This is a genomic window from Natronotalea proteinilytica (assembly GCF_055379935.1).
Genome location: NZ_AP043947.1, coordinates 2,530,270 through 2,556,870, shown reverse-complemented (window position 1 = coordinate 2,556,870; position 26,601 = coordinate 2,530,270). Strand labels below are relative to the sequence as shown.

Genomic DNA, 26,601 nt, shown 5'->3' with positions numbered 1-26,601 from the left:
CTGTCAGATCGATCCCGATCCTCCTGAAATCCACATAGAAGCCTAACGAAACGGGCTGCAAGCGCTTCCATTTAATGACGCGCATGTGTAGGTTAACACCGTTAAGTGGTTCCACAAAAGAACCTTTGAACATGTCATTGCGAGGAGCGCCAGCGACGCGGCGCTGTGAGCGCAGCGAGGAAGTGCCTTTAGGGTGCAATCTTGTGCCTTCAAACTGGGCGGCACTGCCCAATCGGGAAGCATGAGATCGCCACGTCGGTCGCAGGCTCCCTCCTCGCGATGACAAGATGTAAACGTATTTTTGCTGGCTTACTAGTAAGTCTGCTAAATTAAATCCCGACGCTCTTACTCACCCATCCCGAACAGTCTTATGGAAACGACATCCGTATCCACCCGCTCGTTGAAGGTGGCCACGCCCACCACGCACCGCCCATTTCGTACGGCGGCTGTGCTGGGGGCAGGCACCATGGGCGCACAGATTGCCGCCCACCTGGCCAATGCCGGACTCAACGTGCATCTGCTCGACATTGCAGGCGATGACGACTCCAACAGCATTGTCAACAAGAGCTTTAAGCAAACGCGCAAAGCGAGTCCGGATCCATTTGTGAACGACGAAGCAGCCGAGCGCATCACGCTGGGTAACTTCGATGACGATTTCGAACGCATCGGCGAAGCCGACTGGGTCATTGAGGCGGTGGTCGAGCGCATGGACATCAAGCGCAGCATCCACGAACGCGTGGAGCAGCATGCCGCTGACGATGCCGTCATCTCCACCAACACCAGCGGTTTGCCTATCAACGAGATTGCAGAAGGGCGCTCCGATGCGTTCAAGCAGCGCTTTCTGGGCACACACTTCTTCAATCCGCCGCGCTACCTGGAGCTGCTTGAGCTGATTCCGACTGCTGATACCGCGCCCGATCTCGTGGAGCGCGTGGCACAGTTTGGACGCGTGCACTTGGGCAAGAGCATCGTGGTCGCCAACGACGTGCCATACTTTATTGGCAATCGCGTGGGCGTGTACGGCCAGTTGCAGGCTATCCGGTTTTTCACCGAGGGCGACTACACAATCGAAGAGATCGACACGCTCACGGGCAAGCTCGTAGGGCGCCCGAAGTCGGCCACCTTCCGCACCGCTGACCTGGTGGGGCTCGACGTGCTCCTCGATGTGACGCAGAATCTGTACGATAAGGTCGAAGGCGACGAGCAGCGCGAGGCCTTTCAAGCGCCCGACCTGCTGCAACAACTTGTGGATGCGGGACAGCTTGGCCAGAAAACACGGGCTGGCTTCTACACCAAAGACGACGGCGAAATCAAGTCGGTCGATCCGGATACGCTGGAATATACTTCCGCTGAAGAGCAAGCCCTCGGCGACCTCCGCGCGATCAAGAAGGCGGGCGATCTGACGGCCCGCATGCAGGCGCTATGGAACGATGACGGACGCGCAGGGCACTTCTTCCGCGAAACCACGCTCGATCTGCTAGCCTACAGCGCCAACCGGATTGGCGAAATCACCGACAACCCCGCCGACGTCGACCGTGCCATTCGGTGGGGCTTTGGCTGGGAGATGGGCCCGTTCGAAATGTGGGATGCGCTGGGGTTTGAGACTGTGCTCGACGCCCTTAACGAAAGCAATCACACCCTGCCCGACTGGGTAAGCTCCTTCGCCGGACGCGATGACACGGCCTTTTATCGCAGCGATGGCGAGGCCAAGCAAGTGTATCGGCCAGCAGATGCCACCTATATCGACGACGCGGCCCCGGCAGATGAACTCAAACTCGCATCCATAAAAACCGATGCCGATCGCACGCTCTGGCAGAACGACGAAGCGGCCCTGCTCGACATGGGCGATGGCGTGGCGCTCTTTGAGTTCCGCTCGAAGGCCAATGCACTCGGACAGCAGGTGATGCGCGGGCTGCACGAGGTCATCAATCACGTTGAGGACAACCCGAACCTGCGCGGGCTCGTCATCGGCAACGAAGGCAAAAACTTCAGCGTGGGGGCCAACCTGGGCGAGATGGCGGAGTCGGCCATGCAGGGCGACTTTCAGGCGATTGGTGCCTACATCAAGCAGTTTCAGCAGACGATCCAGAAGGTGCGCTATGCCACCAAGCCCGTGGTTGTGGCCACGCACCAGAAGGTGCTGGGCGGCGGCTGCGAGATGGCAATGGCGTGTCCACAGCCGGTGGCTTCGCTCGAAACCTACATCGGGCTTGTGGAACTGGGCGTGGGGTTGATTCCTGCGGGTACCGGCACCATGCGCATGGCAGCGTGGGCCGACCAGCGCGCGGCGAGCGACCACCCGAGCGACATCCAGGCGATCTTGCGCGATTACTTTGAGACGATCGCGATGGCTGAGGTCGCCGAGAGCGCCCACCAGGCGATCGACAACGGCATCTTGCCAGAGCAGACAACCATCGTGATGCACGACAAGCGCCGCCTGCACGTCGCAAAGCAGCAGGCGATTGCCAAGAGCGAGCAAGGCTACCTGCCCCCGCCCACGCTCGACCGCATCAAGGTGCTGGGCGAACCCGGACGCGCCGCGTTTGACGTAGCGCTGCATCAGTACAAAGAGGGCGGTTACATCAGCGAGTACGACCAGTTCCTGGCGCACAAGCTCGCCTACGTGATGACCGGTGGCGACCTGAGCGCACCACAAGAGGTCGCCGAGCAGTACCTGCTTGATCTGGAGGTCGAGGTGTTCTTGAGTCTCCTGGGTGAAGAGAAGACCCAGGCACGCGTAGAGCACATCCTGAAGCACAATAAGCCGCTGCGGAATTAAGACGCCCGCTCGCATCCCTTAACAAATCCAACGCACTTAACCATGCAAGCAACCAACGAAGCATTTATCGTAAGCAGTGTGCGCACCGCCGTCGGCAAGGCAGATCGCGGCACGCTGCGCACCACCCGTCCCGAAAAACTGGGCGCCGAATCCATCAAAGGAGCTCTCGCCCGCGTAGACGGCCTCTCGCCTGACGATGTGGACGACGTAATCATGGGCTGCGCTTTTCCGGAAGGCCCTCAGGGCATGAACATGGGGCGCGCCATCGCGCAGAAAGCGGGGCTGCCTGACCATGTGCCCGGCGCCACCGTGAACCGTTTCTGCTCGTCGGGCCTGCAGACCATTGCCATGGCCACGCAAGCCATCGTAACGGGCCAGGCCGATGTGATGGTGGCGGGCGGCGCCGAATCCATGAGCCATGTGCCCATGAGCGGCTTCTACTTTCAGCCGGATCCGGAGCTCACCGAGACCGATCCCGACTACTTCGTGTCGATGGGCATCACCGCCGAGAACGTGGCCGACAAGTACGGCATCTCGCGCGAAGATCAGGACGAGTTCGCCCTGCGCTCGCACGAGCGCGCCGCCGACGCGGTGCAGAGCGGACGCTTCGACGACGAGATCGTACCGCTTGATGTGAGCATCCGCCAGTACGATAACGGCGAGGTGCACGAGCAATCGACCACCTTCGATACCGACGAAGGCCCGCGTTTCGACACCAGCATGGACGCGCTGGGCGGATTGCGCCCGGCCTTTCGCAAAGGTGGCAGTGTTACAGCAGGCAACGCATCACAGCGCTCGGATGGAGGCGCCGCTACCGTGGTGGTGAGCGAGAAGAAGCTCGCCGAGCTTGACGCCGACCCGATTGGCCGCCTCGTAAGCTTTGCGGTTGCCGGTGTAGCGCCGGAGCTGATGGGCATTGGCCCGGTCGAGGCCATTCCGAAAGCGCTCAATCAGGCGGGGCTCTCGCTTGACGATATCGGGCTCGTCGAATTGAACGAAGCTTTTGCCGCACAGGCAGTGGCGGTGATCCGCGAAACGGGCCTCGACCCGGAGATCGTGAACGTAAACGGCGGAGCCATTGCGCTGGGTCACCCGCTCGGCTGCACTGGTGCCAAGCTCACCGCAACGCTGCTGCATGAAATGCGGCGCCGCGGCATCCGCTACGGTCTGTGCACCATGTGCGTAGGCGGCGGCATGGGCGCAGCAGGCATCATCGAAAACCTGGATGCGTAGCGCCCTGCGTTGCCTTCGATTCATTTACACAAGAACGCCCCGGCTCACCACGAGTCGGGGCATTTTTTTGATGTGCAGCATAACCTTCGCACGAAAACTTCCACCCGTCCACCCATCCACCCTTCTACACCCACACGAGCCCGAAGGCCGACTGACGAAGGACATTCGTATCGTGAAGGGAAGCCAACCCGCAACGGTACAACCAGATCGGGTATAATGCGGTCAAGTACGCGGCAGCATAGCGCTCGGAACGAGGGCAAACGGCTTTCGGTTCGTACGCCGCAACGCACTCCCAAACCCCACGCTGCACAACCCATGGGCCTTTTCTCTGCCGGACGCGGACCCCGCAAGTATGGGTACGAACCCCGCCGCTACGACCCGTCGGACGACGAAAGCATCCGCCGCCGCATGCGCGTGCGACGGCGCGGCGGTAAGCGGCGCAGTCCCATGGCGCTCTTGTACCTGCTCGGCCTCCTCGTCGTTTGCCTCTTTATCTACTTCTCGCTGTAGCCCGCCCGCATGAACGCCGACTCTTCATCGTCTACCGACGGCCTCATCCGGCAGATGCCGGACGTGCTCGCCAACAAAATTGCAGCGGGCGAGGTCGTGCAGCGCCCGGCCTCCGTCGTGAAGGAACTCATCGAGAATGCCCTCGATGCCGGGGCGTCCTCCATCCAGGTGCGCGTAAAAGACGCCGGACGCACGCTCATCCAGGTCACCGACGACGGCTCCGGCATGAGTCGAGCCGATGCCCGCCGCTGCTTCCAGCGCCACGCCACCAGCAAAATTCGCGGCATGGACGATCTGGAGCGCATCCGCACGCTCGGATTTCGGGGCGAAGCGCTCGCCTCCATCAGCGCCGTGGCCCAGGTCGAACTCAAAACGCGTCGCGTCGAAGACGACGTCGGCACGCAGGTGCAGGTGAATGGCGGCACCATCGAGACCCACCGCCCTTGCGCCACCCCCACCGGCACCACCATTGCCGTGCGCAACCTGTTCTACAACGTGCCCGCACGCCGCAACTTCCTAAAGACCGACGCCACGGAGATGAAGCACATCTCCGACACCGTGTACCAGCAAGCCCTGGCCCACCCCGGCATCCACCTGACGCTGCACCACCAGGACCGTCCCATCGTGCAGTGCGAGGCCGCCACCGCCGACGACCGCGTCGAGCGCCTGCGCTTTCGCATCCGCCAACTGTGGACCGACGAACGTGCCGAAGCCCTGCTCCCCGTCGACGACGCCTCCAGCTACCTGCGCGTCTGGGGACTGGTCGACGACCCCCAGCAATTTCGCAGCAACCGCGACGACCAGTTCCTCTTCGTCAACGACCGCTACATCCGCGACCGCTACCTCAGCCACGCCGTCCGCAAAGCCTATGGCGACTGGCTGCCCGAGAAGGCATTCCCCTTCTTCGCCCTCTTTCTGGAAATGGATCCGCAGCGCGTTGACGTGAACGTGCACCCCACCAAAGCCGAGGTCACCTTTGAAGACGAGAAAGGCATCTACGGCATGCTCCGCGGCACCATCCGCACCGCCCTGAAAAACCAATTGGGTACCCCCTCGCTGCCAGACAACAGCGGCAACGCAAGTCCCCCCTCCGTCTCCTTCACCGATACCGATACATCCATCCCCAGATCGGCTCCTTCCCCCTCCAGCAGACCATCAAGTTCATCATCGGCACCGTCATCAGGGGGAACCCGCCGGTCATCGCCTGCCCCCAAGTCATCGCGCTCTTCAGCGCCGGGGCAACTTACCGACAAGCTGTATCGTCCCACGGAGCAATCTCCTTCGCCCTCCACCAACCGCCCCACCGACGCTTCCCCAGACGACCAGCCCGAAACGGCATCGCACGGACCCGTGTGGGCGTTGCACAATCGGTATTTGCTTGTGCCAATCAATGAAGGACTCATGCTGGTTGACCCACGAGCAGCGCACCGGCGCATTGCGTACGAGCGCTACAAGCAGCGATTGGAGACCGATAGCGGCGAGGTGCAGCAACTGCTCTTTGCCGAAACCATTGACCTTTCTGCGCAAGAGGCCGAGCGCTTTGCCGACCTTCAAGACGACCTGCTGGCTCTCGGCTTCGACGCAAGCGCCATGAGCGGACGCACGGTGGCCCTGCAGGGGACACCCCCCAGTCTCTCTGCCGATGATGCGGTAGATGCGTTTCGGGCTGTGCTCAAGGCCACCGACGATGCTCCCACCTCGGCTACCGAAGAGCGCCATGCAGCGTGGGCCCGTACGCTTGCCGCCCGCGAGTCGGTAGGTAACGTATCGGAGTGGGCTTCCGAAGAGCGTCGGGCGTTTCTCGATACACTGTGGACATGCGAGGTCCCCTACGTCGATCCCAGTGGCACGCCCACGCTCATTCGTCTGTCGCTCGATGAAGTGGGCGCACTGTTGCGCAAAGCTTGAATCTGCTGCTATCCATGCCCTCCCCCGACCGCATTCCGCAGGCGCTGGCTGCCGCCTTTCGCGACCATCCAGAGGCGACCGACGCCCCGGTGGTGATCGGCGTAAGCGGCGGCATCGACTCGATGGTGCTCGTGCATGCACTGGCCCAACACGGTGTGCGCGGTGTTATTGTGCACGTCAACTACGGGCTCCGCGACAGTGCCGATTCCGATGAAGCGCTGGTGCGCCGATGGGCTGCAGCAGCGGTTCCGGCGTGGCCCGTGCACATCCACAAGGCCGATATGCTTTCCGGCAACGTGCAAGAGGCCGCACGCGAGGTGCGATACGCTCAGATGGCCCAGCAAGCCCACCAGCACGGCAGCCAGGCCGTGCTGGTCGCGCACCATCAGCAAGACCAGGCCGAAACCGTATTGCTGAATCTGCTGCGCGGAGCCGGTCCAAAAGGACTTGCCGGAATGCCAATTGCCCGGCCCCTGCAGCCCAACACCGACATCACACTGCTGCGCCCGCTATTGAACGTGTCCAAGTCTGCCATTCGGGCGTATGCCGAGGCGCACCAGGTGCCCTACCGCACTGATCCGACAAACGAATCGACCGCCTACCGCCGCAACCGGATTCGCCACGAGGTCCTTCCGCTGCTGGCCGACATCACCGAGTCCGCCCCCGCTCGCCTGGCCGACACCGCCGCGCTGATGCAAGCGTACGTGCAACAGCACTGGCAGCCACTGATTGATGCTCGCATGAATGCCGGATACACCGACACGCCCACCGGTGGTCGCCTTTCGCTTGACGTGCTGCAGGAGGCGGCTCTCGTTGTACGTACACAGTTATGCCTAGAGCTGCTGGCGCGTACGCTGCCCGATGCGCCTCAAACCCGCTCGATGGCTGAAGAAATCGCCGCGCTCGTGGATGCTCAGGTGGGGCGGCGGGTGGAGGTGGCGATAGGCACCGTGTGGCGCACCCGAACCCATTTGGAGGTTGTGGCAGATCCACCAGAAATGCCCACGCCACAGTCGATTCCTCTGCACGAAGCCGCCGTGTCGCTTTCAACGGGAACGCTGCACGTAAAGAGGACCAGCCCTCCCCCCGAAGCGGTGCATCTCATGCCGCCTCATACAGCTGTGATGGATGCCAACCGTCTGCATCCCCCTGTAACGGTGCGCCCCTGGCACGAGGGCGATCGTTTGCGGCCGCTGGGCATGCAGGGGCATGTATCCGTAAGCGATGTGCTTACCAACGCGCACGTGCCCCCCCACGAGAAACCGTATAGCCTTGTTGTAGAGGATCAGAAGCGGATTGTGTGGGTGGTCGGACAGCGACTCCACCATGCTGTACGCATTACGCCTGAAACGCAGCGTGCGTTGGTCCTGCACTGGCACCCGAATGAATAGTCAGTTTGGACTACCATTTGGGGATGAGCCTTGCTATGTTATCATAATCATCTTTATTCACCAGTCCCTTGTTGCCCCGTGACTCGCGACTTAACCCAAACCGCCCCCCCCGAGACGGACGAAACGATTGTGTGTAGAGACGAACGCTTTCGTTTGTACCTGACTGACGAGCAGATTCAAGAGCGCCTCCAGGAAATGGGAGATGCCATCAGCGAAGAATATGCCGGACGGCAGCCGATTCTTGTGAGTGTGCTGAACGGGGCATTCATGGTCACCGCCGACCTGATGCGTTACATCACCATCGATTGTGAGGTGGACTTCATGAAGCTGTCGTCGTACGGCGATGCCAAAGTCTCTAGCGGCGATGTAACTGAACTGAAGCGCATTGATGCCAACCTTGAGGGGCGCGATGTGATTGTGGTGGAAGACATCGTAGACACCGGTCTGTCCATGGAGTTCATCCTGAACCTGCTGGAAGGCCACCGCCCCGCCTCGTTGCGCACGGTCACGCTCTTGCACAAGCCGGATTCGAACGATACCGATGTGCGCCTGGATTACATCGGGTTCAACATCCCTGATCTGTATGTCATCGGGTATGGTCTCGATTACGGCCAGATTGCCCGCAACCTGCCGCATGTGTACATCCTCGACGACGATGATGCCTGACGGTAGGGGGAACGTCGAGAGGCCCTAAAGTCCTGTTCTTGATGCATTGCTACGAGAGATGGGGGGTTGAGAGTGGAACAGATGTACCAAAAAGGAATTTGGACGCCCCCTCATCCTGGCCTTCTCCCCAGGGAGCTAGTCTATGCACACAACCTGAGATGGTGATAATCGTTGATAATCGCTTGCTTGTCCTGAACTCGATTCAGGATCTGGATGACATTCGAGGAGGTGGCGTTCGAGTTGAAAGGGAGCTTTCGTCTCCAGCACCGTCCCCCCGACACGTCATCCTGAACTTGATTCAGGATCCACTCCGCTGCCCCCACACCCATCCCCTCGAGTCAGGTCTCCCTCTCCCGCCGGAAGAGGGAAAAATGGTGAGGGGTTAACCATCTGAAAAACAGTATGCTGGCAAGCGCTTTGTTTGCAGGAGCAGTGAATAGAACATCGCAGCCAGCAGCGCGCCGTGTCGCTACGTTGCCTGTCACAATTTTCCGCCCCCGACTCTCGTGGCGATGCACCAGAGGGCATGACCTACGGCCCCTCTGCGTCGCCACGCCTGATGGGACGCTCCTGCGTCCCTACAACCTTCGTTGGCGCCACCTCCGCTGAACCGCACCGTTGTTGTGACGGCCCCAATAGCGGGGCAACTTTGCGAATCCGGGCATGGTTTATGCACGATGCAACACCTGCTGCCCTTTCCACGACAATGCGCCCGGTTGTATGTCTACCTTTCCCGCTTCGGCCCTACAACGCCTTACCGGTTTAGATGCTTTTCCGCAGCCGCCCATCATTCCGGCGCGTCTGCCCATCGTTATGATGCACGGCTTCGGGGTAGGCGGCTCCCTTATGCGGGGCGGCCACCTGCACGACCAGGCCATGTACCTGCGTTCGCGGGGGGTGCGAGCGTATGCCCCCAATGTGGCTCCTTACAACACGGTGCGCGCCCGCTGCGAGATGTGGAAAACCCGTATCCAGCACGTATGCGCCGAAACAGGCAGCGACAAGATTACGGTCATTGCCCACTCCATGGGCGGACTCGACGCTCGCTTTCTGATTAGTCAGATGGGGCTACACGATTGTATTGCAGCCCTGGTCACGATTTCTACGCCCCACCGCGGCTCCTACCTGGCTGACTTTGTGCTCGAACAACCCGATACGGTCCGCTCGTGGATGGCCGACATGGCCGACTGGTTGGGCACCCATATTATCGAAGACGGATCGGCCAACTCGCTACAAACGGTGCGCGAGCTCACCCCGTCGTTCATGAAGCACAGCTTCAACCCCAACGTATCCGACCATCCTGATGTGCAGTACTGGTCGTATGCCGGACAGGCCGGACGCGGCACCAACATTCCTGTGGCTCCCATCATGCGGTACTTGAACACCGTGCTGTATAACGAAGAAGGCACCAACGACGGCTTTGTCTCGGTGCAAAGTGCGAAATGGGGCACCTTTAAAGGCACCATCAACGCCGATCATGTGCGCCAGGTAGGTATGGATGCCGGATTTGGCGGCACGCCCTTCGATGCCAATACGTTTTACGCTAGCATTGCCACCGACCTCGTTCAGGCTGGATTTTAGCTGGATAGAAACGAGCAATACTCTGTCACAGGTCAATCTTCGGGTAACGCATGTTTCCCTAACGTACCGAGAATAACTCACAATCTTGTCATTGCGAGCGCAGCGACGCAATCTCATGCCATCAGGCCGGGTGCAGCCGCCCAATCCACGGCATGAGATCGCATCCCAGGAGTACTCGGGCTACGCCCAGCGCCGCGTCAGTCGCAGGGCTCCCTCCTCGCGATGACAATTTTGGACTATACCATTCAGGTGTGACACAGCACTACTCCTGCACTTCCAGGCGATAGGTAAGGGTGATGCGCACCTCATCGCCACTCTCCGGGACTTGAGAGGGGTCGTCTACCTGCAGTTCCATGGTGAGCGGAGTCGCCCCATTCTGCACGGTACTCGTCAGGTCGGTATCGTCGACCACATCGAGGTCTTGCTCAGCGGTGTCGTCGATGGGCGACAGCAACGCCACGAGCGGGGCGGTTGTGCTGCCTCCGTGAAAGACCTCGACCGAGCCCAGGTAATCAAACACTTTCGGGCGCGCAGTAGGCGGTGTGATGCGCTCCATTCTGGCCGCTGACACGCGTGCATCTACCACATCGCCGCGCGCAAACCCGAATTCCTGCAAGATCGAACTGATGGTATCGTTTTCTTGCGACGTGACGGTTACGGTGCCGCTTTCGGCATCACTGCGGTCGTACTCGAACGTAAAGGTAGACGCGGTGGGGGTGTTCGGATCAGACAGAACGATGGTTTCCGGATCCTCATCGCATCCAGTTAGGATAAGCACGCACGAAAGAAGAGCAATCCAAAGGGGCCAGGAAGCACGCATAAATGTACATCAGAGATTAGTGGGCGAAAGATAGCTGGAGGGATAACGGATGGCTTCCGTTGGTTCGTATGCAAGAGCCGAATCCGTATATCGGTATATCGGGTGGGCTACTCGCCGGCGACCGGCATCATGCCCCGTTCGTACTGTTCTTTGTAGTCGCGCACAGCGCGAAAGATGGCACTGGCCATGTATACCTGTCCTTGTTCGCTTCCCAGAAACCGTGCTTCAGTGGGATTACTCAAGAAGCCAAGCTCAATAAGCACTGCGGGCATGGAGGCGCCCCAGAGCACGTAAAAAGGCGCTTGCTTAACTCCGCGGCTGTTGCGCTGTACCCGTTCAGCAAATTGCTGCTCAATCATGCCCGCCAGTTCTTGGCTTTGGCGCAGATAGGTGCTTTGCGTGAGCGTTTCGCGCACCAGGCGTTGGTCATCGTACGCGTCGTACACTTCGGGGTCTTCTTCAAAGCGGATAACGCTGTTCTCGCGTTCCATCACCTCACGGGCCGATTCAGACTTGTACGGGCCTAAGAAGTAGGTTTCGGTGCCGCGTGCATGCGGAGAGGGAGCCGAATTGGCATGAATGGAGAGGAAAAGCTTGGCACCGTGTTCGTTAGCGAACTGCCCCCGCTCTTCCAGTTCCAGAAATTCGTCGGTCGTGCGCGTGTACAGCACTTCAACCCCATCGAGGTACTCTTCGATGTACTCGCCCAGTTTGAGCGACACGCTGAGCACCACATCTTTTTCGCGCAGTCCGTTGGCTGTGGCGCCATGATCTTTGCCGCCGTGGCCGGGATCAATGACGATGGTGTCGAACTTCCAGCGCTCGCGGGCCGACTGAGCAATGTTGTTGGCATGGCGCTCGGTTGTTTCCACGGCTTCGGCCTGGTCTTCAACGTACGAGAGGCTCAGCAAAATATCGTCAGAGGAGCCGTCGCGGTACGCATCGGCGGCCATGGGGGTGTCATCGTCTAGCGTTAGGTGAAACGTGAGATGTTCGGCATCGCGGTGGGCTTCGACCTGTTGAATTGGACCGTTCGCGGGTAGATCCACGCCGTCATCCAACACGGCGCCGTAAAGCGTCCAGGTTACGTCGCTGCCGGTATGCTCGGGCATGGCAAATGCGCTGATGCGTTCGTCGCCGCTGATGCGAAGCACAAAGCCGTTTTCATCAGACCGTTCTGCTATCATCACGTCGGTGATACGCACTTGCGCATGTGCTGTATCAGGAAGCAGCATTCCAAGAAGCAGCACACCGCTAAGCATCCCTAAGATCGCGGAACGAGTCAGCATAGCATTCCAAATCATGTCACTGAGGATCGTGATGTGCACGAGAATACCCACTGCTTCCGTCGCGGTGGATAGCCGGGTTTTTAACTGTGTAGGAGCGACTTTTTCTCGCCGACTTCTACGGGCTCAGGCAGCGTGTTTTCTGGGGGCGGAAGCGGGCATACGTAATTGAGGTTGTAGTCGCAATATGGGTTATATGCCTTGTTAAAGTCAATAACCAGTGTGCTATCGTTTACGAGAGGGGCATTCAGATAGCGACCTGCCCCGTACGTTTCATCGCCGTTGGTGGGGTCTCGAAAGGGCACCCAAAGCTCCCCCTCGCGTCCTGGCTCGCGAAAAGCGGCAAGCCGCGTGGTGTCCTGCGCTTGTGGAATGGAGACATACCCTACGATGATGCGATCAACCGGACGGCCTTCATACTGGGCTACCTCTAACGTGTCGGGGGTGTCTACTTCTTCGAGCGGCAGTTCGAAGCGGTACTCAGGGTCTACGGCGTAGTAGCGCAGCCCTTCAAACTGGCGCCGCGTAGAGGCGTCGAGGATGGTTCGGTCGGCATCACGCATGCGCATATCGCGTTCAAGGCGATGCTGAAGGATTTCGTTTTCGTAGGCGGCTTCCTCACTCATCGTGAGTTCATCGCATCCGCTTACGAGCACAGCCAAGAGAAGAAACCCGACGACCAGGCCAAGGCCAGATGCTGAAACCGTTGATACAGTGCGCATAAGAATCGGGGGATAGGTGGTAGGGTTGACTCACGATTAGTACCACACGTGGTTGGCACCGGGTTGCAAAAGACGGGTGCGCAATATATGAAACCGTAACGCCTCGTCTTATATTCGTGAGCTCCGCATCGGTTTAGCTAAGAAGGCACACAAACGTATCCGGCGGATGTCTCATTGTGAGTGCAGCGATGCAATCTCAGGCTGTCACGCCGAATGCAGTCGTTTAATCAACGGTATGCGATCGCATCCCGAGCACTCGTTCTTCTCTTTCACAGCGCCGCAGAGCTGGGATCTCCCCTGACAACGCGGTCGGATCATTGCCCCCACATCACCCAAACTTTGACCGGTGACAGAGAACTACTACTCTGTCACAGCTCAATCTTCGGGTTGCAACACTCCCGTCTTAATGATGTCATCTTGAGCGGAGCAACTGCGTCTAGCAGGTGCGGAGTCCTGACACGAGCGTAGCGACTGACGAACGCAGTGAGTAAAGATCTCCCACGAACTGGGCAGGACTGTTGGTTTGCCAGTAGCTGCTGAGCGCCGAGGAGATGTTTCGACGCGCTTCGGGCCCTGGGGGCCCTCCGCTTGCTCAACATGACAGAACATTTGGGTTGAGATGCTTCAACGCGAGTCCACTCCATACCATAACATTCAGGTGTGACACAGCACTACGATCCTTCGTCTTCATCGGGGATGCCATCAAGGCCATGCACCAGTTGCTGGATGCGATACGAAATCATGGCATCACGATGCGTTTGACGTTCTTCATTTCGCTCGCGGAGCTGTTCAATTTGCTGCTCCAGGTGTTCAATCTCACGGTATCGATTGGCCTGCTTCAAGTCAAACAACTCCTCTACCGTCTGGCGCAGCGTGTCGAGGTGGGCTGCGCGTTGCGAGCCAGGACGCATCTGATGAATCCGTTGGGCCCGTTGACGCACCGCGCGCTCCATTTCATACTCGCGACGCACGTACTCGTATAGCGTTTGCTCTTGCGCGCGCAGAGCCTGTAGGTGAGCATCGGCTCCATCGGGGGCGTTTCCGAGAGGCGAACCGTTTATCTGATTCGGGGCGGCGTGGTCTATCGGTTTGAGCGTGTTGGACGTGAGCTGGTACGTGTTGCCCTGGATGCGAAGCACCGGTTCTGCCATTCCATATACCTGGTACTGCAGCTCAAGGCCGTCTACTGACAGCGAAGCGGGCAGCTCAGATTCAGGAACGGGGGCACCGTCAATATATACCGTTCCCTCCTGAATATGAAGAGTACGCTCTACCGATGTTTGGGCCATACTCTCCGGCGTATGGCCAACAGTCAGCAGGCTCATCAGCAGGCCGAGGACGACAAGAAGGGGCGTGGATGTAGAGGAGGGATATGTAAACGACATGAGTAGCAACGGTTACGGGTGAACATGAACGCCAACAGGCACCACATCGGACATTGAAGCAGGCATCCGTTCCTGGATGGCGTGGGCGTGTCCGTGTAGTTCGGCCATGGTACTGGGCTCATCCCATGCAGGCAAGTCGCTGGCTTGCACCCCAGCAATGGGGGCGTCGGTGGGTTCAGAGGTGTCAAACGCACCGGAAACAGGAAGCAGCAGTCCGATGGCTATGAGCAAAACCAGAGCGGTTATGCCTCCGTGTACAGCGGTGCGCGAGACACGAGGCGAGGCTTCGGACGGTTCGTGCTGGGAACGCGGACGGGCGTCTCGGTCGCTGGGAATCGGGCGATCGGGCGTGTATCCGCGGTGGTTGGAGTACGGCACTCCATCGCCATGTTCGGGAAGAGAGCCCCCCGCAGTTTTGTCGGCCTCCTGTTTGGCGGTGGATACAATGCGGTCTACAACGGATGGCCGAGGCGTTTCGGAGGGTTGGTCGTCGAGGTGGGCCTTGGTGGCTTGTAGGGCCGCCCACGTTTCAGCCAGGTCGTCGTCATGACGAAGGCGCGCCCGTGTTTCGTCATCCAGGTCGGCCTCATCGTAAAGATGAAAGAGAAGGCGATGTGTTGTATCGTTGGGCATACGAGCGCAGATCGTTTGGTAAAACAAGTGGCGAACGTGCTCCCCGGTATTAGGGGTTTTGCATGGACCCGACAAGCGCTTGTTCGTCTATTTCGTCTTCGAGCATGCCCCGCAAATTTTTGAGCGCATAGCGCATTCGACCAAGTGCTGTGTTGATCGAGACCCCTGTAAGCTCCGCAATTTCGCGAAACGTGAGGTCGGTCTCTTGTCGTAGCAACAGCACTTCGCGTTGTTCAGGAGCTAGCTTGCGGATGTGGGTGTGCAGCACTTTGCGTTGCTGATCGCGGTGCAGGGCGGCCTCTGCCGAGGGGGTGTCGCTCTGCAGCGTATCCCAAAACGAACGGCCATTATCTTCGCCATCCGGCACATCCGACCATTTCTTTTGCTTGCGCAGATAGTCAATCGTGGCGTTGCGTGCGATGCGCATCACCCAGCTAAGCCACTGGCCATTGTGGGAGTACGACCCGCGCCGGTCGTTCATGGCTTTGATGACCCGCTCAAACGTATCTTGAAACAGATCGTTTGCAACGGCCCGGTCGTGAACCATGCCCATGATGTATCCAAAAATTTGGTCTTGTCTCCGTTCCACCAGCATCCGGAAGGCGTGCTCGTCGCCCGATTCCAGATACGCTGTGACAAGCGCTTCGTCGGTTGGTTGCATAGAACTGCTTCCGTCAAATCGGTAATAGACCATGTGGGAAGCAGTCTGTACAAGGAACGAGCCACCTCCCACTTTTATTGTTCAGCGCCGTGTGTAAAGCATCTGGGCGGGGCAAGGTGTCCACAATCATCGACAACGTGTGCAGTTGGTTGCCCCGCACGCTTTACACTGCATGATTTACAGTGTGTGATTGATGCATCTACACAACGCATGGGATTGGGTGTTCTGTTACCAGAGATCTCAGGCTACCCATCAACCGGCATGCTTCTGGTTTTTGCAGATTCTGAAGACTGAGGGAGACGGAGCGTAACGGTGCTACCTACGCTTTTCTCGGTTTCGATGTGAATCGATCCGTTGAGGCGTTCCATGATGCGCTTGCACACAGTAAGTCCCAGCCCGCTGCCCTGGTGGGTACGTGCCAGCCCTTCGCTTTCTTGTGTAAAGGCGTCGAACGCGCGCGGTAAAAACTGCCCATCAATGCCCGTTCCCGTATCGGCGATTTTGATAAGTACCTCGTTATCGTTGGTGTCGATGGTTACTGTGATGCCGCCCGATTCGGTAAACTTGATGGCGTTATCGAGGACATGGTTCAACACCCGTTCTAGCAGATCGCTATCGGTCTCGGAAAAAATAGGGGCTTCGTTGACCGTTAACTCAAACGTGAGCCCTTTCGCTTCAATGCGTTCGACCAAGCTGCCCGTGAGTTGGTGTACCAGTTCAGGGATGTTGTGGACCGTGCATTCTAAATCGAGGGTGCCGGCTTCCAGTTGAGCCAAATCAAGAAGCGAATCGAGCGTAAACAGCAAACGGCGTCCGCTGCGTTCAATGATGTCAACAAAGCGTGTATAGCTTTCGTCGAGGCCCTGCCGCAAGGTGGGGGTAAACCCAAGAATTACGGTCATGGGGGTGCGCATTTCGTGGGTAATGTTGGTAAGAACGGCTGAACGGAAGTGGGCGACATCTTCAGCTTTTTGTTTGGCTTCTACAAGCGCCTGTCGAGCGGCCTCGCGCTGCGTAATATCTGTGAGGGCCAGCACTGCACACGTATCATCGTTGATCCGCAGTCGTTGCAGTGAGCACAGCACGTCCACACGGTCTCCGGAAGCAGTGCAAAATTGGGCGTGTACGTCCGTGCACATGCCGTCTTTGCGAACCGTTTCGAACACAGTCTCGCGCTGCGTGGCATCCGTCCACAGGTTCAGTTCGTCATCGGAAGCGCCTATAATCTCAGAGCGTGGATGGTCGACCAGGGTGCACAGCGCGTCGTTTGCATTGAGGTATACCCCGTCGTCGAGGCGACAAATCGCCAGTGGGGAGGGGCTCATCCGAAAGATATTCTCCATGAGCGCCTGACTTTCGCGGGCTTGTTCAAAGGCCTGTTTGCGCTCGGTGATATCTACAGCACTAATCAGCGCACAGGCATCGCCGTCGAATATGGTGATGCCAGCACTTACGAGCACCGTGCGTGAGGCGCCGTGGGCTGGTTGGATGGTTACTTCGCGGTCGTGAATCGAGCGCGTGGCCAACAGTTCGCGTGTAAGGGTGCGACGCATCGATTCCGAAACGTCTAAATCAAGCGTATGCAACTGCTGCCCGGCTAAATCTGCTGTTGAAAGTCCAACCAGCGTTTCCATCCGTTCGCTTACTTCGAGAATAATGCCGTCTCGAAGTCGAACGATCAAGGCCGCGGGGCCGAGTTGAAATGCGGTGTCAAATAGTTGAAGCGTGCGGGTTAGCGTCTCCGAAAGCTGCTCGCGCCCGGTCAGGTCGCGTACGGCTATGAGCGCGGCGTGGCGTCCCTGATACACGATGGGCACCGAGGCCGATTCTACGATGCGGCGCTTCCCGTGCCGGGTTTGCAGCGTGTGTCGAGCAAAGTCGATTGCTGTGCCCGTACGTACTTGCTTGCGCCGCCGTATCGCCTCCGACCGACTCCGATCAGGAATATAGCTCCAGATCGACTGCCCCAGAAGTGCCTGCAGCGAGGCGGCTCCTGTCATAGAAACAGCTGCCGAGTTCGCATAGCAAATGCGATCGTTGGATCCAACAATGAGTAGCGCATCGGGGAGCATTTCAAGCAACTCGCGGTGGAGTGGCTCGATGTCAGGATCTGCATCCGGCACCGTGCGCTTAAGCACCCCACGTCCCTTGACGTGTTGTTCAGAGGCCTCTACAACGTGTATGGTGCCAGACCAGGCTATTGTGGGCCCGTTGCGCAGTGCAAATGTAACGGGTGCATTTGTTGCCTGTGCCTCGTGAAGGGCGTGTATCACCTCGCGCTGTGTGCTCAGTAAATGGCGCACCGTAGCGGCCTGATCTGTCGTGGGCCAGTCAACGGTTGCCTGACATGCATCGTCCTCTTTATTGTAGACTACCTGAAAACGGGCATCGGCCAGCGCCTGCACCTGCTTCCGGTAGCACCGCGCACGCTCTTCTGCATCGGGGCGTGTACCAGAATCGTCGGAGTTGGAAAATGCCTTTGGGAAAGTCATGTAGATACCAGCGGATCGCCAACGGGGGCAGCGCCGCAGAAGCTATGCTGTTGGGTAAAGCGAGAACCACCATTGCAGTGGCAATAGGTTAGCATAACGTTTTGCCTGTAGGCAAGTGCGGTCTTCGTCTGGACTCTTCCGACAATGTTACGGGAGACAGGGGGTTATGGACGATCATTCCATCGCTAATTGTTGCGTAACACTCTAAAAATCAGCACCCTGAAAAATATACTTTAAAGAATTTGACAATGTGTGTCAAACCTGTTATACTTTGCAAAACTCATTTTAGAGGAGCAATCTAAGCAAACACACAATGTTGTACCTGCTAATTTAAGTGTCGTATCTCTAGTAGGAGTCTGCTTAGTTATACAGCAACAAAAGCCACACGCATCGTCGTGTATGGCATCGTCATGTGATCCATACACGCCTGTATGCCCGAAGCGAGCCGTCTCCCCGCTCCATCGGAATGGTAGAACTGCTATATCTATCGCTACCACCCGATAATTTGCTCGTTGGCTCATAGCTGCCGTATTGCCTCTCTATGTCGTTTATTAATTTTAATTATAGCGTTAGATGTTATGGTACATCTGATTACACAACTATCTATTCCCCCGACAGCCCGACGTGCGCTTCGCACGTTTTGTCTGATAGGCCTATTTGTTGTTTTACTTGTGGGTTTCACCACAACCACTTGGGCCCAGCAAGCCTCTTTTGAATCTGGCTCCGAATTAGCTAGCCCATTGAGTTTGCTCGAAGCAACCGATGGCAATCCCCCTACTGCCTCGCACGCGATGCTGAGTAATGGTTTTGACTGCGATGGTGCAGAGGGACTGATTATCCATGATGACGGGGGGATTGACAATGGATATTCAGGAAATCCAGCTGTGGCTGATGAGGTTCAGGTCGTGCAAGGCTTTGAGCCCGGCTTTGAAGCAACACTGCAAACAGTCTGTATCTCCTTCTTGAGTCTGGGCGCAGAAAATGTAGACTTTGAACTGGTCGTCTATGGCACTTCCGGTACTGAACCAAGCACAGAGTTAGCTTCGGTAAGTGCGACCGCTACCAATCTTCCGGATGGTATCCCTGCTAACCCTGCATGGTACACGGTAGACCTTGGCCCACTCGATATCTCGGTAGGGCAAAATGAGCAGATATTTATTGGCGCTCGCTTCGAACCAAGCGACCCCAATGTTTTCGTGGCGGCTGATGAGGACTCCAACACGATCGAGCAAAACGGATGGTTTCGCACCGACGACAATGACTGGCAGAAACTCGGTGAAGAGGCTTTTCCCGACTACAGGTCCCTGTTTGTACGCCCTCAAGTCGAGTTCACTGAGGCCACTCCCGAAGTAGCACTCACGCCTGATGCACTCTACAATGTGCAGTCTTCTGGCACACAAGAGCAGGTAACGCTTTCCTTAGAAAATACCGGGGAAGCCGGGAGTACGCTGGAGTACAGCTTTCCCGGCTTTGCTGCGATGAATGTACTCAGTCAGCCGGGGGTACAACCGAACGACACGTCGCCCATTGCGGGAACGCCTCGCTCGCTCGAAAAGGGAGCGCCCGATCCCCTTGCTGGAGAAGGCCACCCTGTGCTGCTGGGCGCTGGCGGACCCGATGCCTTTGGTTACACCTGGATCGACAGCAACGAAGCCGGCGGGCCAAGCTTTGACTGGGTGGATGCAAGCACCGATGGTCAGGAAGTGACTGATATCACGGGAACGTGGGATGGCAATACTGAAGTTTCGCTTCCCTTCGCTTTCCCACTGTACGGCGACACGCATACCGAAGCCCAGGTATCTGTAAACGGCTGGATCAACTTCGACGGGTTTACGGGAGATGGATTCAGCAACTTTGGAATTCCAAGCACAGGAGATCCAAACTATCTCATTGCTCCGTTTTGGGATGATTTGGATATGCGCAATGACGGTACAGTCTATACCTATCACGATACGGCCAATGACCGCTTTATCATCCAGTGGACAGGAGTTCCTAAAAGCTTTGATGACGGCTCGTCGCTTACCTTTCAAGCACAGCTATACGAAGATGGGAGCATTCGTCTACAGTATCTCGACATGACAGGTAGTCTCGATGAGTCTACCATCGGTATTGAGAACGAAGACGGCAGCGATGGCCTGCAGGTCGCTTTCAACACCGACTACGTGGAGGATAACTTGGCGGTAGCCATTGCGCCTCCGGTAGAGTTTATCACCGATGTGGATCCCGCTTCTGGCTCCATCGCAGCCAGTGCCAGCGAGACCGTTGAAGTCACGTTCGATGCCGATGCCTTAGCCGATGGGCAATATACCCAAGACCTTGGGTTTGACACCAATGCACCAGGCAGTCCCGCATCGATTCCTGCCACGCTTACCGTAAGCGACACCTCGGATGAGCCATTCGTAGATAGCGATGGCGAAGTCGAGTTTCCAGCACTCGGCATCCGCATCATCTTTTCCGGCGTAAGCGGCTCGGGTGATGTAGCTGCCAGCTTCATTGATGCAATGCCCACTGGTACAGAAGGCATTACGGAAGATAACGTCAGCGTATACAGCATTGTGCTCGATGCCCTGGGCACCCTCACCTTTGACGCGAACACAGAGGTGCGCTTCGATGTCGATGCCTTCCCGGGTCTTCTCGATGGGGATGTTGAAGTCTACAGTCGTTCCGGCTTTGGCAGCGGAGCGTTCGCGGCGCTTGGAGCCACATTCGACGCGGGCGAAAATGAAGTGGTCATCACGACCGATAGCTTCAGTGAATTCGTATTTGCATCGAATAGCAACCCGCTGCCGGTGGAACTTACCTCGTTTGAGGGCCTCCGTACATCCGACGGCATTGCGCTGACGTGGGAAACCGCTTCAGAGACCGATAATGCGGGCTTTTACGTGCAGCATCAAGCCCCCGAGGCGGCTGACTTCACGGAAGCAGGCTTCGTAGAAGGCCAGGGTACAACCGACAGCGCGCAGTCGTATCGCTTTGAGCTTGATGCCGATGGCTTGAGCTATGGAACTCACACGTTCCGCCTGCGCCAGGTTGATACCGATGGCACAGAAGAGTTGTCAGGGGACATTGAGGTAGAGATGACGCTGGAGGAGGCGTATGCCTTGAGTGCTCCGTATCCGAATCCTGCTCAGACCCGTGCACAGCTTGATCTTACAGTACAGGAAACGCAGCACGTAACGGCTGCGCTGTACAACGTGCTCGGACAGCGAGTTGCGGTGGTGCATGACCGCGAGTTGCCTGCGCAGGAGTCGCTCACGTTGACGGTAGACGCCAACTCGCTAAGCAGCGGGATGTATTTTGTGCGCGTGCAGGGTGAGTCCTTCCAGACGACGGAGCGTATCACCGTCGTTCGTTAGGCGCTATCTAGACAGCTTGCGTTTGCAAGCGTATATCAAACAGGAAATCCCCCTCCGTGGACGCTTGCATCGCGTCCGCTGGAGGGGGCTTTTGATGTTGAGGACACGATTCGTGTTTCTCGTGTCAATGCGCCCAAGCCGGTCGTACATCGCGAGGAGGGAGCTTGCGACCAACGTGGCGCTGTGAGCGCTAGCGAACGAGTGCTCCTGGGGTACGATCTTATGCCGTTGATTGGGCGCCTGCATCCGGCCTGATGGCATGAGATTGCGTCGCTGCGCTCGCAATGACAAGAGTGTGCGGTTTTCTCGGTACGTCAGGGAGCACATGTGTCACAGATCAATATTTGGGTTGCACCGCACTCCTTTAAATGATGTCATCTTGAGCGTAGCGGCTCCGCCTAGGAGACGCAGAGTCCTGACACGAGCGAAGCGACTGATGAGCGTAGCGAATAAAGATCTCCCCCGAAATGAGCAGGGCCGCTCGATCGATCAGAACCTGCTGAGCGTCGGGGAGATGGTTCGGCTGCGCTCACCATGACAGGTTTTTTGGAGGGGGTTGAGACACACAGTTTGGCACGGTCCCCGTACCCTAACAATCACGTGTGACACAGCACTAAGTGAAGTCACGTGTCAATATTGGAGTTCAAGAGGGAGTGACAGCCTGCCCGATGATAATAACAAAACATCTGTCCTCTCGTGGCGATGCACAACAGGCATGACCTATAGTCTCTCTGCGTCGCCACTAGTCTCTCTGCGTCGCCACGCTTGCCGGGACGCTCCAGCACTCCTAATCCACCACCCGGTTTCTTTACCTCGGGGGGGTACGTTGGACGCAGAGCGTCCATTCGTCCGTCGCGACGCAGAGCATCGCGACGAGGACGCAAGTGGGAGTTCGCCTCCGGTTGCGTTGTGTATACACCATAGCTCCTCCGAGGGGGACGTGATGAACGCCTTCCACGGTTCCTTCCTCCTCGGGGAGGAAGGGTAGGATGGAGGGGAAACCAACCGGCAATCCCCAAAATCATTGTTGAGCTCACTTACTGCATCTCTGCTGGTCACTTAGGGCGCCAATACACGTCCTACCTGGGCTTGCTCTACGGGGCCCGGTTCGTTTAGGGGATGAGAGAAGTCGCGCTCGTCTTCAGCCGGAATGTCTTGCACCTCAATGCTTTGCGTGCCAATGTTGGTGCCCGTGGCGTCAAGCAGGTTCACCTCAATCTGCACAACACTGACATCGCTTTCTCCCGAGTTTACGACCGTTCCAGAGAAGGCCCGTTCGCCATCGGGATGTTCGACGTATCGGAAATTGTGAACATTGATGTTTTCGGCTTGGTCGCTGCTTTCGCATCCAGCCAGCATGAGAATAGAGCTAAGCAGCACAAACGCGCCCACAATAGACGCCAAACGGGTAATCATGTACACAGGAAGACAATTTGCAAAAAAGCGTAGGTCTGCATAACGCCTGGGTCCGGACCGTTGGTATTCATTCGGAGACTCACATCCCAGCAATCACAAAGTTTAAACAGAAACAGGATCAGGCGGAAGTTAAACGGATTTGAGGTCGTTCAAGTTAGCGCGCAGGCGCTCCAGCTCGGCATTCGCATCGCGCTTTTTCTGACGCTCGCGCTCGACCACGTCATCGGGCGCTTTGGTTACGAACTGCTCGTTCTGTAGCTTGCCCTCCACGCTCTTCAGGAACCCCTCTTTTTCGGCAATTGCCGACTTCAGCCGCTCGCGCTCTTTGTCGAGGTCGATCATACCTTTCAGCGGTACGAAAACTTCGCTCTCTTCAACGACGACCGAGGCGCTGGCTTTCGGCTTCGGCAGGTCGTGACCAACCGTGAGGTCCGTTACGCGCGCCAACTGTTCGAAGTAGCCCGGATACGCCCGCAGTGCCTCGGCCCGTGCGGTAGCCGTTTCGGGCAGACTGATCGTGGCAGCGACCTCCGTTCCGGCACCGACCCCGTAGTCGCTCTTGATGCTACGAATCCCCGAAATCAGTTCTTGCAGATGCGCAAAGGTATCGTGCGTACCGGCGTCGTGGGGCACATCGTCGGCCTGCGGCCAGTCGGATACGATGCAGGCATCGCCCTCCTCACGCGGACGCACCTTCCACCAGAGCTCTTCGGTGACGAACGGCATGAACGGATGCAGTAGCTGCAGCAGCGTCTCGAAAATGGATGCCGCACGCGCAATGACCTGCTCGTCCATCGCTTCGCCGTAGGGCGGTTTGATAAGCTCCAGGTACCAGTCGCAGTAGTCGCGCCAGAACACGTCGTAGACGATGGAGACGGCCTCGTTGAGGCGGTACCGGCTGAGCGCATCTTCAATGTCGTTGATGGCCGTGTGCAGCCGGTGCAGCATCCAGCGCTCCACCATCTCCAGTTCGTCGAAGGAGCGCGGGTCGTGATACTCTTTCACCGGGTGCCCCTGCGCATCCGTCTCCATGAATTGCCCGAACACGTTGTAGGCGTTCCAGATCTTGTTGGCGAAGTTGCGGCCCATCTCGAACTTTGACGGCGCCAGCTTAATGTCTTGACCCTGTGCGCAGAGCAGGGTGAGGGTGAAGCGCGTTGCATCGGCTCCGTACTGGTCGACCATTTCGAGCGGGTCGATGCCGTTGCCGAGGCTCTTCGACATCCAGCGGCCCTGCTCGTCTTTCACCATGCCGGTGATGAAGATCTCCGTGAACGGCGGCTTGCCGGTGAAGTGATACCCGGCCATCACCATGCGGGCAATCCAGAAGAACAGAATGTCGTAGCCCGACACCAGCACATCGGTTGGGTAGAAGCGGGCGAGGTCGTCGGTCTCTTCGGGCCACCCAAGCGAGGCAAACGGCGCCAGCCACGACGAGAACCACGTGTCGAGCACGTCCTCGTCTTGCACCATCTCCTCGTCGGTCTCGGGGCGGTCGATGCTGACGATATAGCCGCGGTCGGGGTCGGGATTGCCGTCCTCGTCGGTGTAGTACCACACCGGAATCTGATGGCCCCACCAGAGCTGCCGCGAGATGCACCAGTCGCGGATGTTTTCCATCCACCGGAAGTACTCGTTCTCCCAGCGTTTGGGGTGGAATGTGATGGTCCCGTCGCGCACCGCCTCGATGGCGGGCTCAGCGAGCGGCTCCATCTCCACAAACCACTGCCGCGAAATGAGCGGCTCGATGACGGCGCCCGAACGGTCGGAGACGGGCACGTTGATCGTGTGCTCTTCGACATCTGCAAGTAGCCCCTCAGCGTCGAGGTCGGCTACGATTTTGTCGCGCGCGGCAAAACGGTCGAGCCCCTCGTACGGACCGCCGTTCGCGTTGATGGTGCCATCGGGATTCATCACGTTGATGGTTTCGAGGTCGTGACGCTCGCCGATCTCGAAGTCGTTTTCGTCGTGGCCGGGCGTTACCTTCAGGGCGCCGGTCCCGAACTCGCTATCGATGTATTCGTCGGCGATAATCGGGATCTCGCGGTCGAGAACCGGCACGCGGGCGGTCTGGCCCACCAGATGCTGGTAGCGCTCATCGTCGGGGTGCACGGCCAGCGCCGTATCGCCCAGAATGGTTTCGGGACGCGTGGTGGCAATGGTGACGTGCTCGGTCTCGCCATCGGTTACGAGCGGATAACGCACATGCCACAGATGTCCATCACGCTCCTCGTTGTTGACCTCCTCGTCGGAGAGCGCTGTTTCGTTGGCCGGGTCCCAGTTCACGAGGTAATCGCCGCGGTAGATGAGCCCATCCTCATAGAGCCGGACAAACACCTCCTGCACGGCACGCGAAAAATCTTCGTCCATCGTGAAGTAGCTGCGGTCCCAGTCGCACGAATCGCCGAGCGTGCGCTTCTGCTGCAGGATGATGTCGCCGTACTCCTCTTTCCATGCGTGCACGCGCTTGATGAACGCCTCGCGGCCCAGGTCGTGACGCGTGAGATCCTCTTCTTCCGCAATTTTGCGCTCCACCACGTTCTGCGTGGCGATGCCTGCATGGTCAAGGCCGGGCATCCAGAGGGATTCGTGGCCCTTCATGCGGAAGATACGCGTGAGCGCATCCTGAATGGAGTCTTGCAGCGCATGCCCGATGTGCAGCCGCCCGGTTACATTGGGCGGCGGCATGGTAATGCTGAAAGGCGGGGCGTCGGTGTCGGCATGGGCCTCGAAGAACCCGTTCTCCTCCCAGTACTGGTACCATTTGTCCTCGATCTGCGAGGGGTCGTAGACGGTGGAGGCCGGGCCTGTGTCCGATTCAGCCATAGGGATGCAGGGGTTGGTGAGCAGCAACGGCAGTCGATTGCGTGCGTGCAGACGCAATTGGCACACGCGCAAATTGCAATGTAGCACGCACGCAGTACAATGCGCAGTGTAGCGATGCGGAGCCGAAGGGTTTCCCACTGATTTTACATCGCCGCATGTCCGTGTCATGGGTTGACTTGCGCATATAGTGCAGAGCGGGCCCACGTAGAATCATGGATATGATGTGCTTGCGGTTCTGCTGTATGGGCATTTCATAATGTATTGCTGCCTGTCGGTTGTAGATTGCAAGCCGTCTACGTAGCTTGGCTTATATTTCTCTAATGACAATCAAGTGTCACCTATGTTGTACCGAAGTTCTCTACCGTCTACTACACTATCGTGGATCGCCACGTTGGCCTTGCTTTTCACGTTGACCGGCTGCGACTCTACCGATGCTAATGAAGAACCAGACATTGGTGAAGGCAGCTTTACTGTGAGTGGCGATGTTGAAAGGGACGCTTCAGGAAATGCGCTGTTCTCAACATTCGAAAGCGACACCGCAAATACACTTACCATAGATATTACAGACAACCAGAACTTCTCGCTTACATTCCAAAGATTCTATGATTCAGATACCGACCCACTATCCGCGTTCTCGGAAGGGACATACGAGTTGGTAGAACCCACTGTGGCAGGGTCCCCTTTTAACGATCTCAGCATGTACGGTGAGTACGAAGAGTTTGATGAAGGAGAGCTCTTCGGCGTAACGTATACGTCCAAAGAGGACTTGCCTGGAACGCTTGAAGTCACTTCAGTCAGTGAAAATGAGATTCGCGGCACGTTCTCCTTTCAGGCAGTAGATTTCGATAACGAGAATGCCGGCGTAAGCGTTAGTGAAGGGGAGTTTCAGGCTACCGCTAATCCATAATGGAGCGTGACAGCTTGTAGCCGTGCGGG

18 protein-coding genes are annotated in these 26,601 nt (G+C 57.8%); 9 read left to right on the top strand and 9 right to left on the bottom strand.

What is annotated here, in order from left to right; translation table 11 throughout:
* Positions 1–370 precede the first annotated feature (370 nt).
* The 7 genes from ACZ5AL_RS10265 (at position 371) to ACZ5AL_RS10235 (ending at position 10,068) form a co-directional block, all read left to right on the top strand.
* Positions 371–2,779, top strand: a complete 2,409-nt coding sequence (locus ACZ5AL_RS10265) for a 3-hydroxyacyl-CoA dehydrogenase/enoyl-CoA hydratase family protein (protein WP_464510279.1) — start codon at positions 371–373, stop codon at positions 2,777–2,779.
* A 42-nt stretch (positions 2,780–2,821) separates the two neighbouring features.
* Positions 2,822–4,012: a thiolase family protein gene (locus tag ACZ5AL_RS10260; RefSeq protein ID WP_464510278.1), complete on the top strand. Its 1,191-nt coding sequence runs from the start codon at positions 2,822–2,824 to the stop codon at positions 4,010–4,012.
* Between the two features lie 315 nt (positions 4,013–4,327).
* Positions 4,328–4,522 carry a hypothetical protein gene (locus tag ACZ5AL_RS10255; RefSeq protein ID WP_464510277.1) on the top strand — a complete coding sequence of 65 codons (195 nt, stop codon included), beginning with the start codon at positions 4,328–4,330 and terminating at the stop codon, positions 4,520–4,522.
* A 9-nt stretch (positions 4,523–4,531) separates the two neighbouring features.
* Complete coding sequence (gene mutL / locus ACZ5AL_RS10250) at positions 4,532–6,430, top strand: DNA mismatch repair endonuclease MutL (protein ID WP_464510276.1); 1,899 nt, start codon at positions 4,532–4,534, stop codon at positions 6,428–6,430.
* Positions 6,431–6,444: 14 nt separating this feature from the next.
* Positions 6,445–7,821: a tRNA lysidine(34) synthetase TilS gene (tilS, locus tag ACZ5AL_RS10245; protein ID WP_464510275.1), complete on the top strand. Its 1,377-nt coding sequence runs from the start codon at positions 6,445–6,447 to the stop codon at positions 7,819–7,821.
* 78 nt (positions 7,822–7,899) lie between these two features.
* A complete protein-coding gene (gene hpt, locus ACZ5AL_RS10240) occupies positions 7,900–8,487 on the top strand; it encodes a hypoxanthine phosphoribosyltransferase (protein WP_464510274.1) in 588 nt (195 codons plus the stop codon).
* A 720-nt stretch (positions 8,488–9,207) separates the two neighbouring features.
* Positions 9,208–10,068, top strand: coding sequence for an esterase/lipase family protein (locus ACZ5AL_RS10235; protein WP_464510273.1), 861 nt, complete (start codon positions 9,208–9,210; stop codon positions 10,066–10,068).
* Positions 10,069–10,330: 262 nt separating this feature from the next.
* Here ACZ5AL_RS10235 and ACZ5AL_RS10230 read toward each other — a convergent pair whose 3' ends face one another.
* From ACZ5AL_RS10230 to ACZ5AL_RS10200, 7 genes are all read right to left on the bottom strand, one after another.
* Positions 10,331–10,888: a hypothetical protein gene (locus ACZ5AL_RS10230; RefSeq protein ID WP_464510272.1), complete on the bottom strand. Its 558-nt coding sequence runs from the start codon at positions 10,886–10,888 to the stop codon at positions 10,331–10,333.
* Positions 10,889–10,995: 107 nt separating this feature from the next.
* The gene (locus tag ACZ5AL_RS10225) at positions 10,996–12,177 is read right to left on the bottom strand and encodes an N-acetylmuramoyl-L-alanine amidase family protein (protein ID WP_464510271.1); all 1,182 of its coding nucleotides are present in this window, start codon (positions 12,175–12,177) and stop codon (positions 10,996–10,998) included.
* Between the two features lie 80 nt (positions 12,178–12,257).
* Complete coding sequence (locus ACZ5AL_RS10220) at positions 12,258–12,896, bottom strand: DUF1684 domain-containing protein (protein ID WP_464510270.1); 639 nt, start codon at positions 12,894–12,896, stop codon at positions 12,258–12,260.
* A gap of 671 nt (positions 12,897–13,567) precedes the next feature.
* Positions 13,568–14,281: a hypothetical protein gene (locus ACZ5AL_RS10215; protein ID WP_464510269.1), complete on the bottom strand. Its 714-nt coding sequence runs from the start codon at positions 14,279–14,281 to the stop codon at positions 13,568–13,570.
* Positions 14,282–14,293: 12 nt separating this feature from the next.
* Positions 14,294–14,914, bottom strand: coding sequence for a hypothetical protein (locus ACZ5AL_RS10210; RefSeq protein WP_464510268.1), 621 nt, complete (start codon positions 14,912–14,914; stop codon positions 14,294–14,296).
* A gap of 49 nt (positions 14,915–14,963) precedes the next feature.
* On the bottom strand, positions 14,964–15,608 hold the full coding sequence (locus ACZ5AL_RS10205; protein WP_464510267.1) for a sigma-70 family RNA polymerase sigma factor: 645 nt from the start codon (positions 15,606–15,608) through the stop codon (positions 14,964–14,966).
* A gap of 212 nt (positions 15,609–15,820) precedes the next feature.
* Positions 15,821–18,067, bottom strand: a complete 2,247-nt coding sequence (locus tag ACZ5AL_RS10200) for a sensor histidine kinase (RefSeq protein WP_464510266.1) — start codon at positions 18,065–18,067, stop codon at positions 15,821–15,823.
* Positions 18,068–18,738: 671 nt separating this feature from the next.
* On the opposite strand from ACZ5AL_RS10200, the gene ACZ5AL_RS10195 reads away from it, so the two are divergent.
* Positions 18,739–21,423, top strand: a complete 2,685-nt coding sequence (locus tag ACZ5AL_RS10195) for a T9SS type A sorting domain-containing protein (RefSeq protein ID WP_464510265.1) — start codon at positions 18,739–18,741, stop codon at positions 21,421–21,423.
* Between the two features lie 1,059 nt (positions 21,424–22,482).
* On the opposite strand, the gene ACZ5AL_RS10190 is transcribed toward ACZ5AL_RS10195, so the two are convergent.
* Together ACZ5AL_RS10190 and ACZ5AL_RS10185 are read right to left on the bottom strand one after the other, a co-directional pair.
* Positions 22,483–22,839, bottom strand: a complete 357-nt coding sequence (locus tag ACZ5AL_RS10190; protein ID WP_464510264.1) for an FxLYD domain-containing protein — start codon at positions 22,837–22,839, stop codon at positions 22,483–22,485.
* 129 nt (positions 22,840–22,968) lie between these two features.
* Complete coding sequence (locus tag ACZ5AL_RS10185; RefSeq protein WP_464510263.1) at positions 22,969–25,665, bottom strand: valine--tRNA ligase; 2,697 nt, start codon at positions 25,663–25,665, stop codon at positions 22,969–22,971.
* Between the two features lie 397 nt (positions 25,666–26,062).
* On the opposite strand from ACZ5AL_RS10185, the gene ACZ5AL_RS10180 reads away from it, so the two are divergent.
* Positions 26,063–26,572, top strand: a complete 510-nt coding sequence (locus ACZ5AL_RS10180) for a hypothetical protein (RefSeq protein ID WP_464510262.1) — start codon at positions 26,063–26,065, stop codon at positions 26,570–26,572.
* Positions 26,573–26,601: the final 29 nt, after the last annotated feature.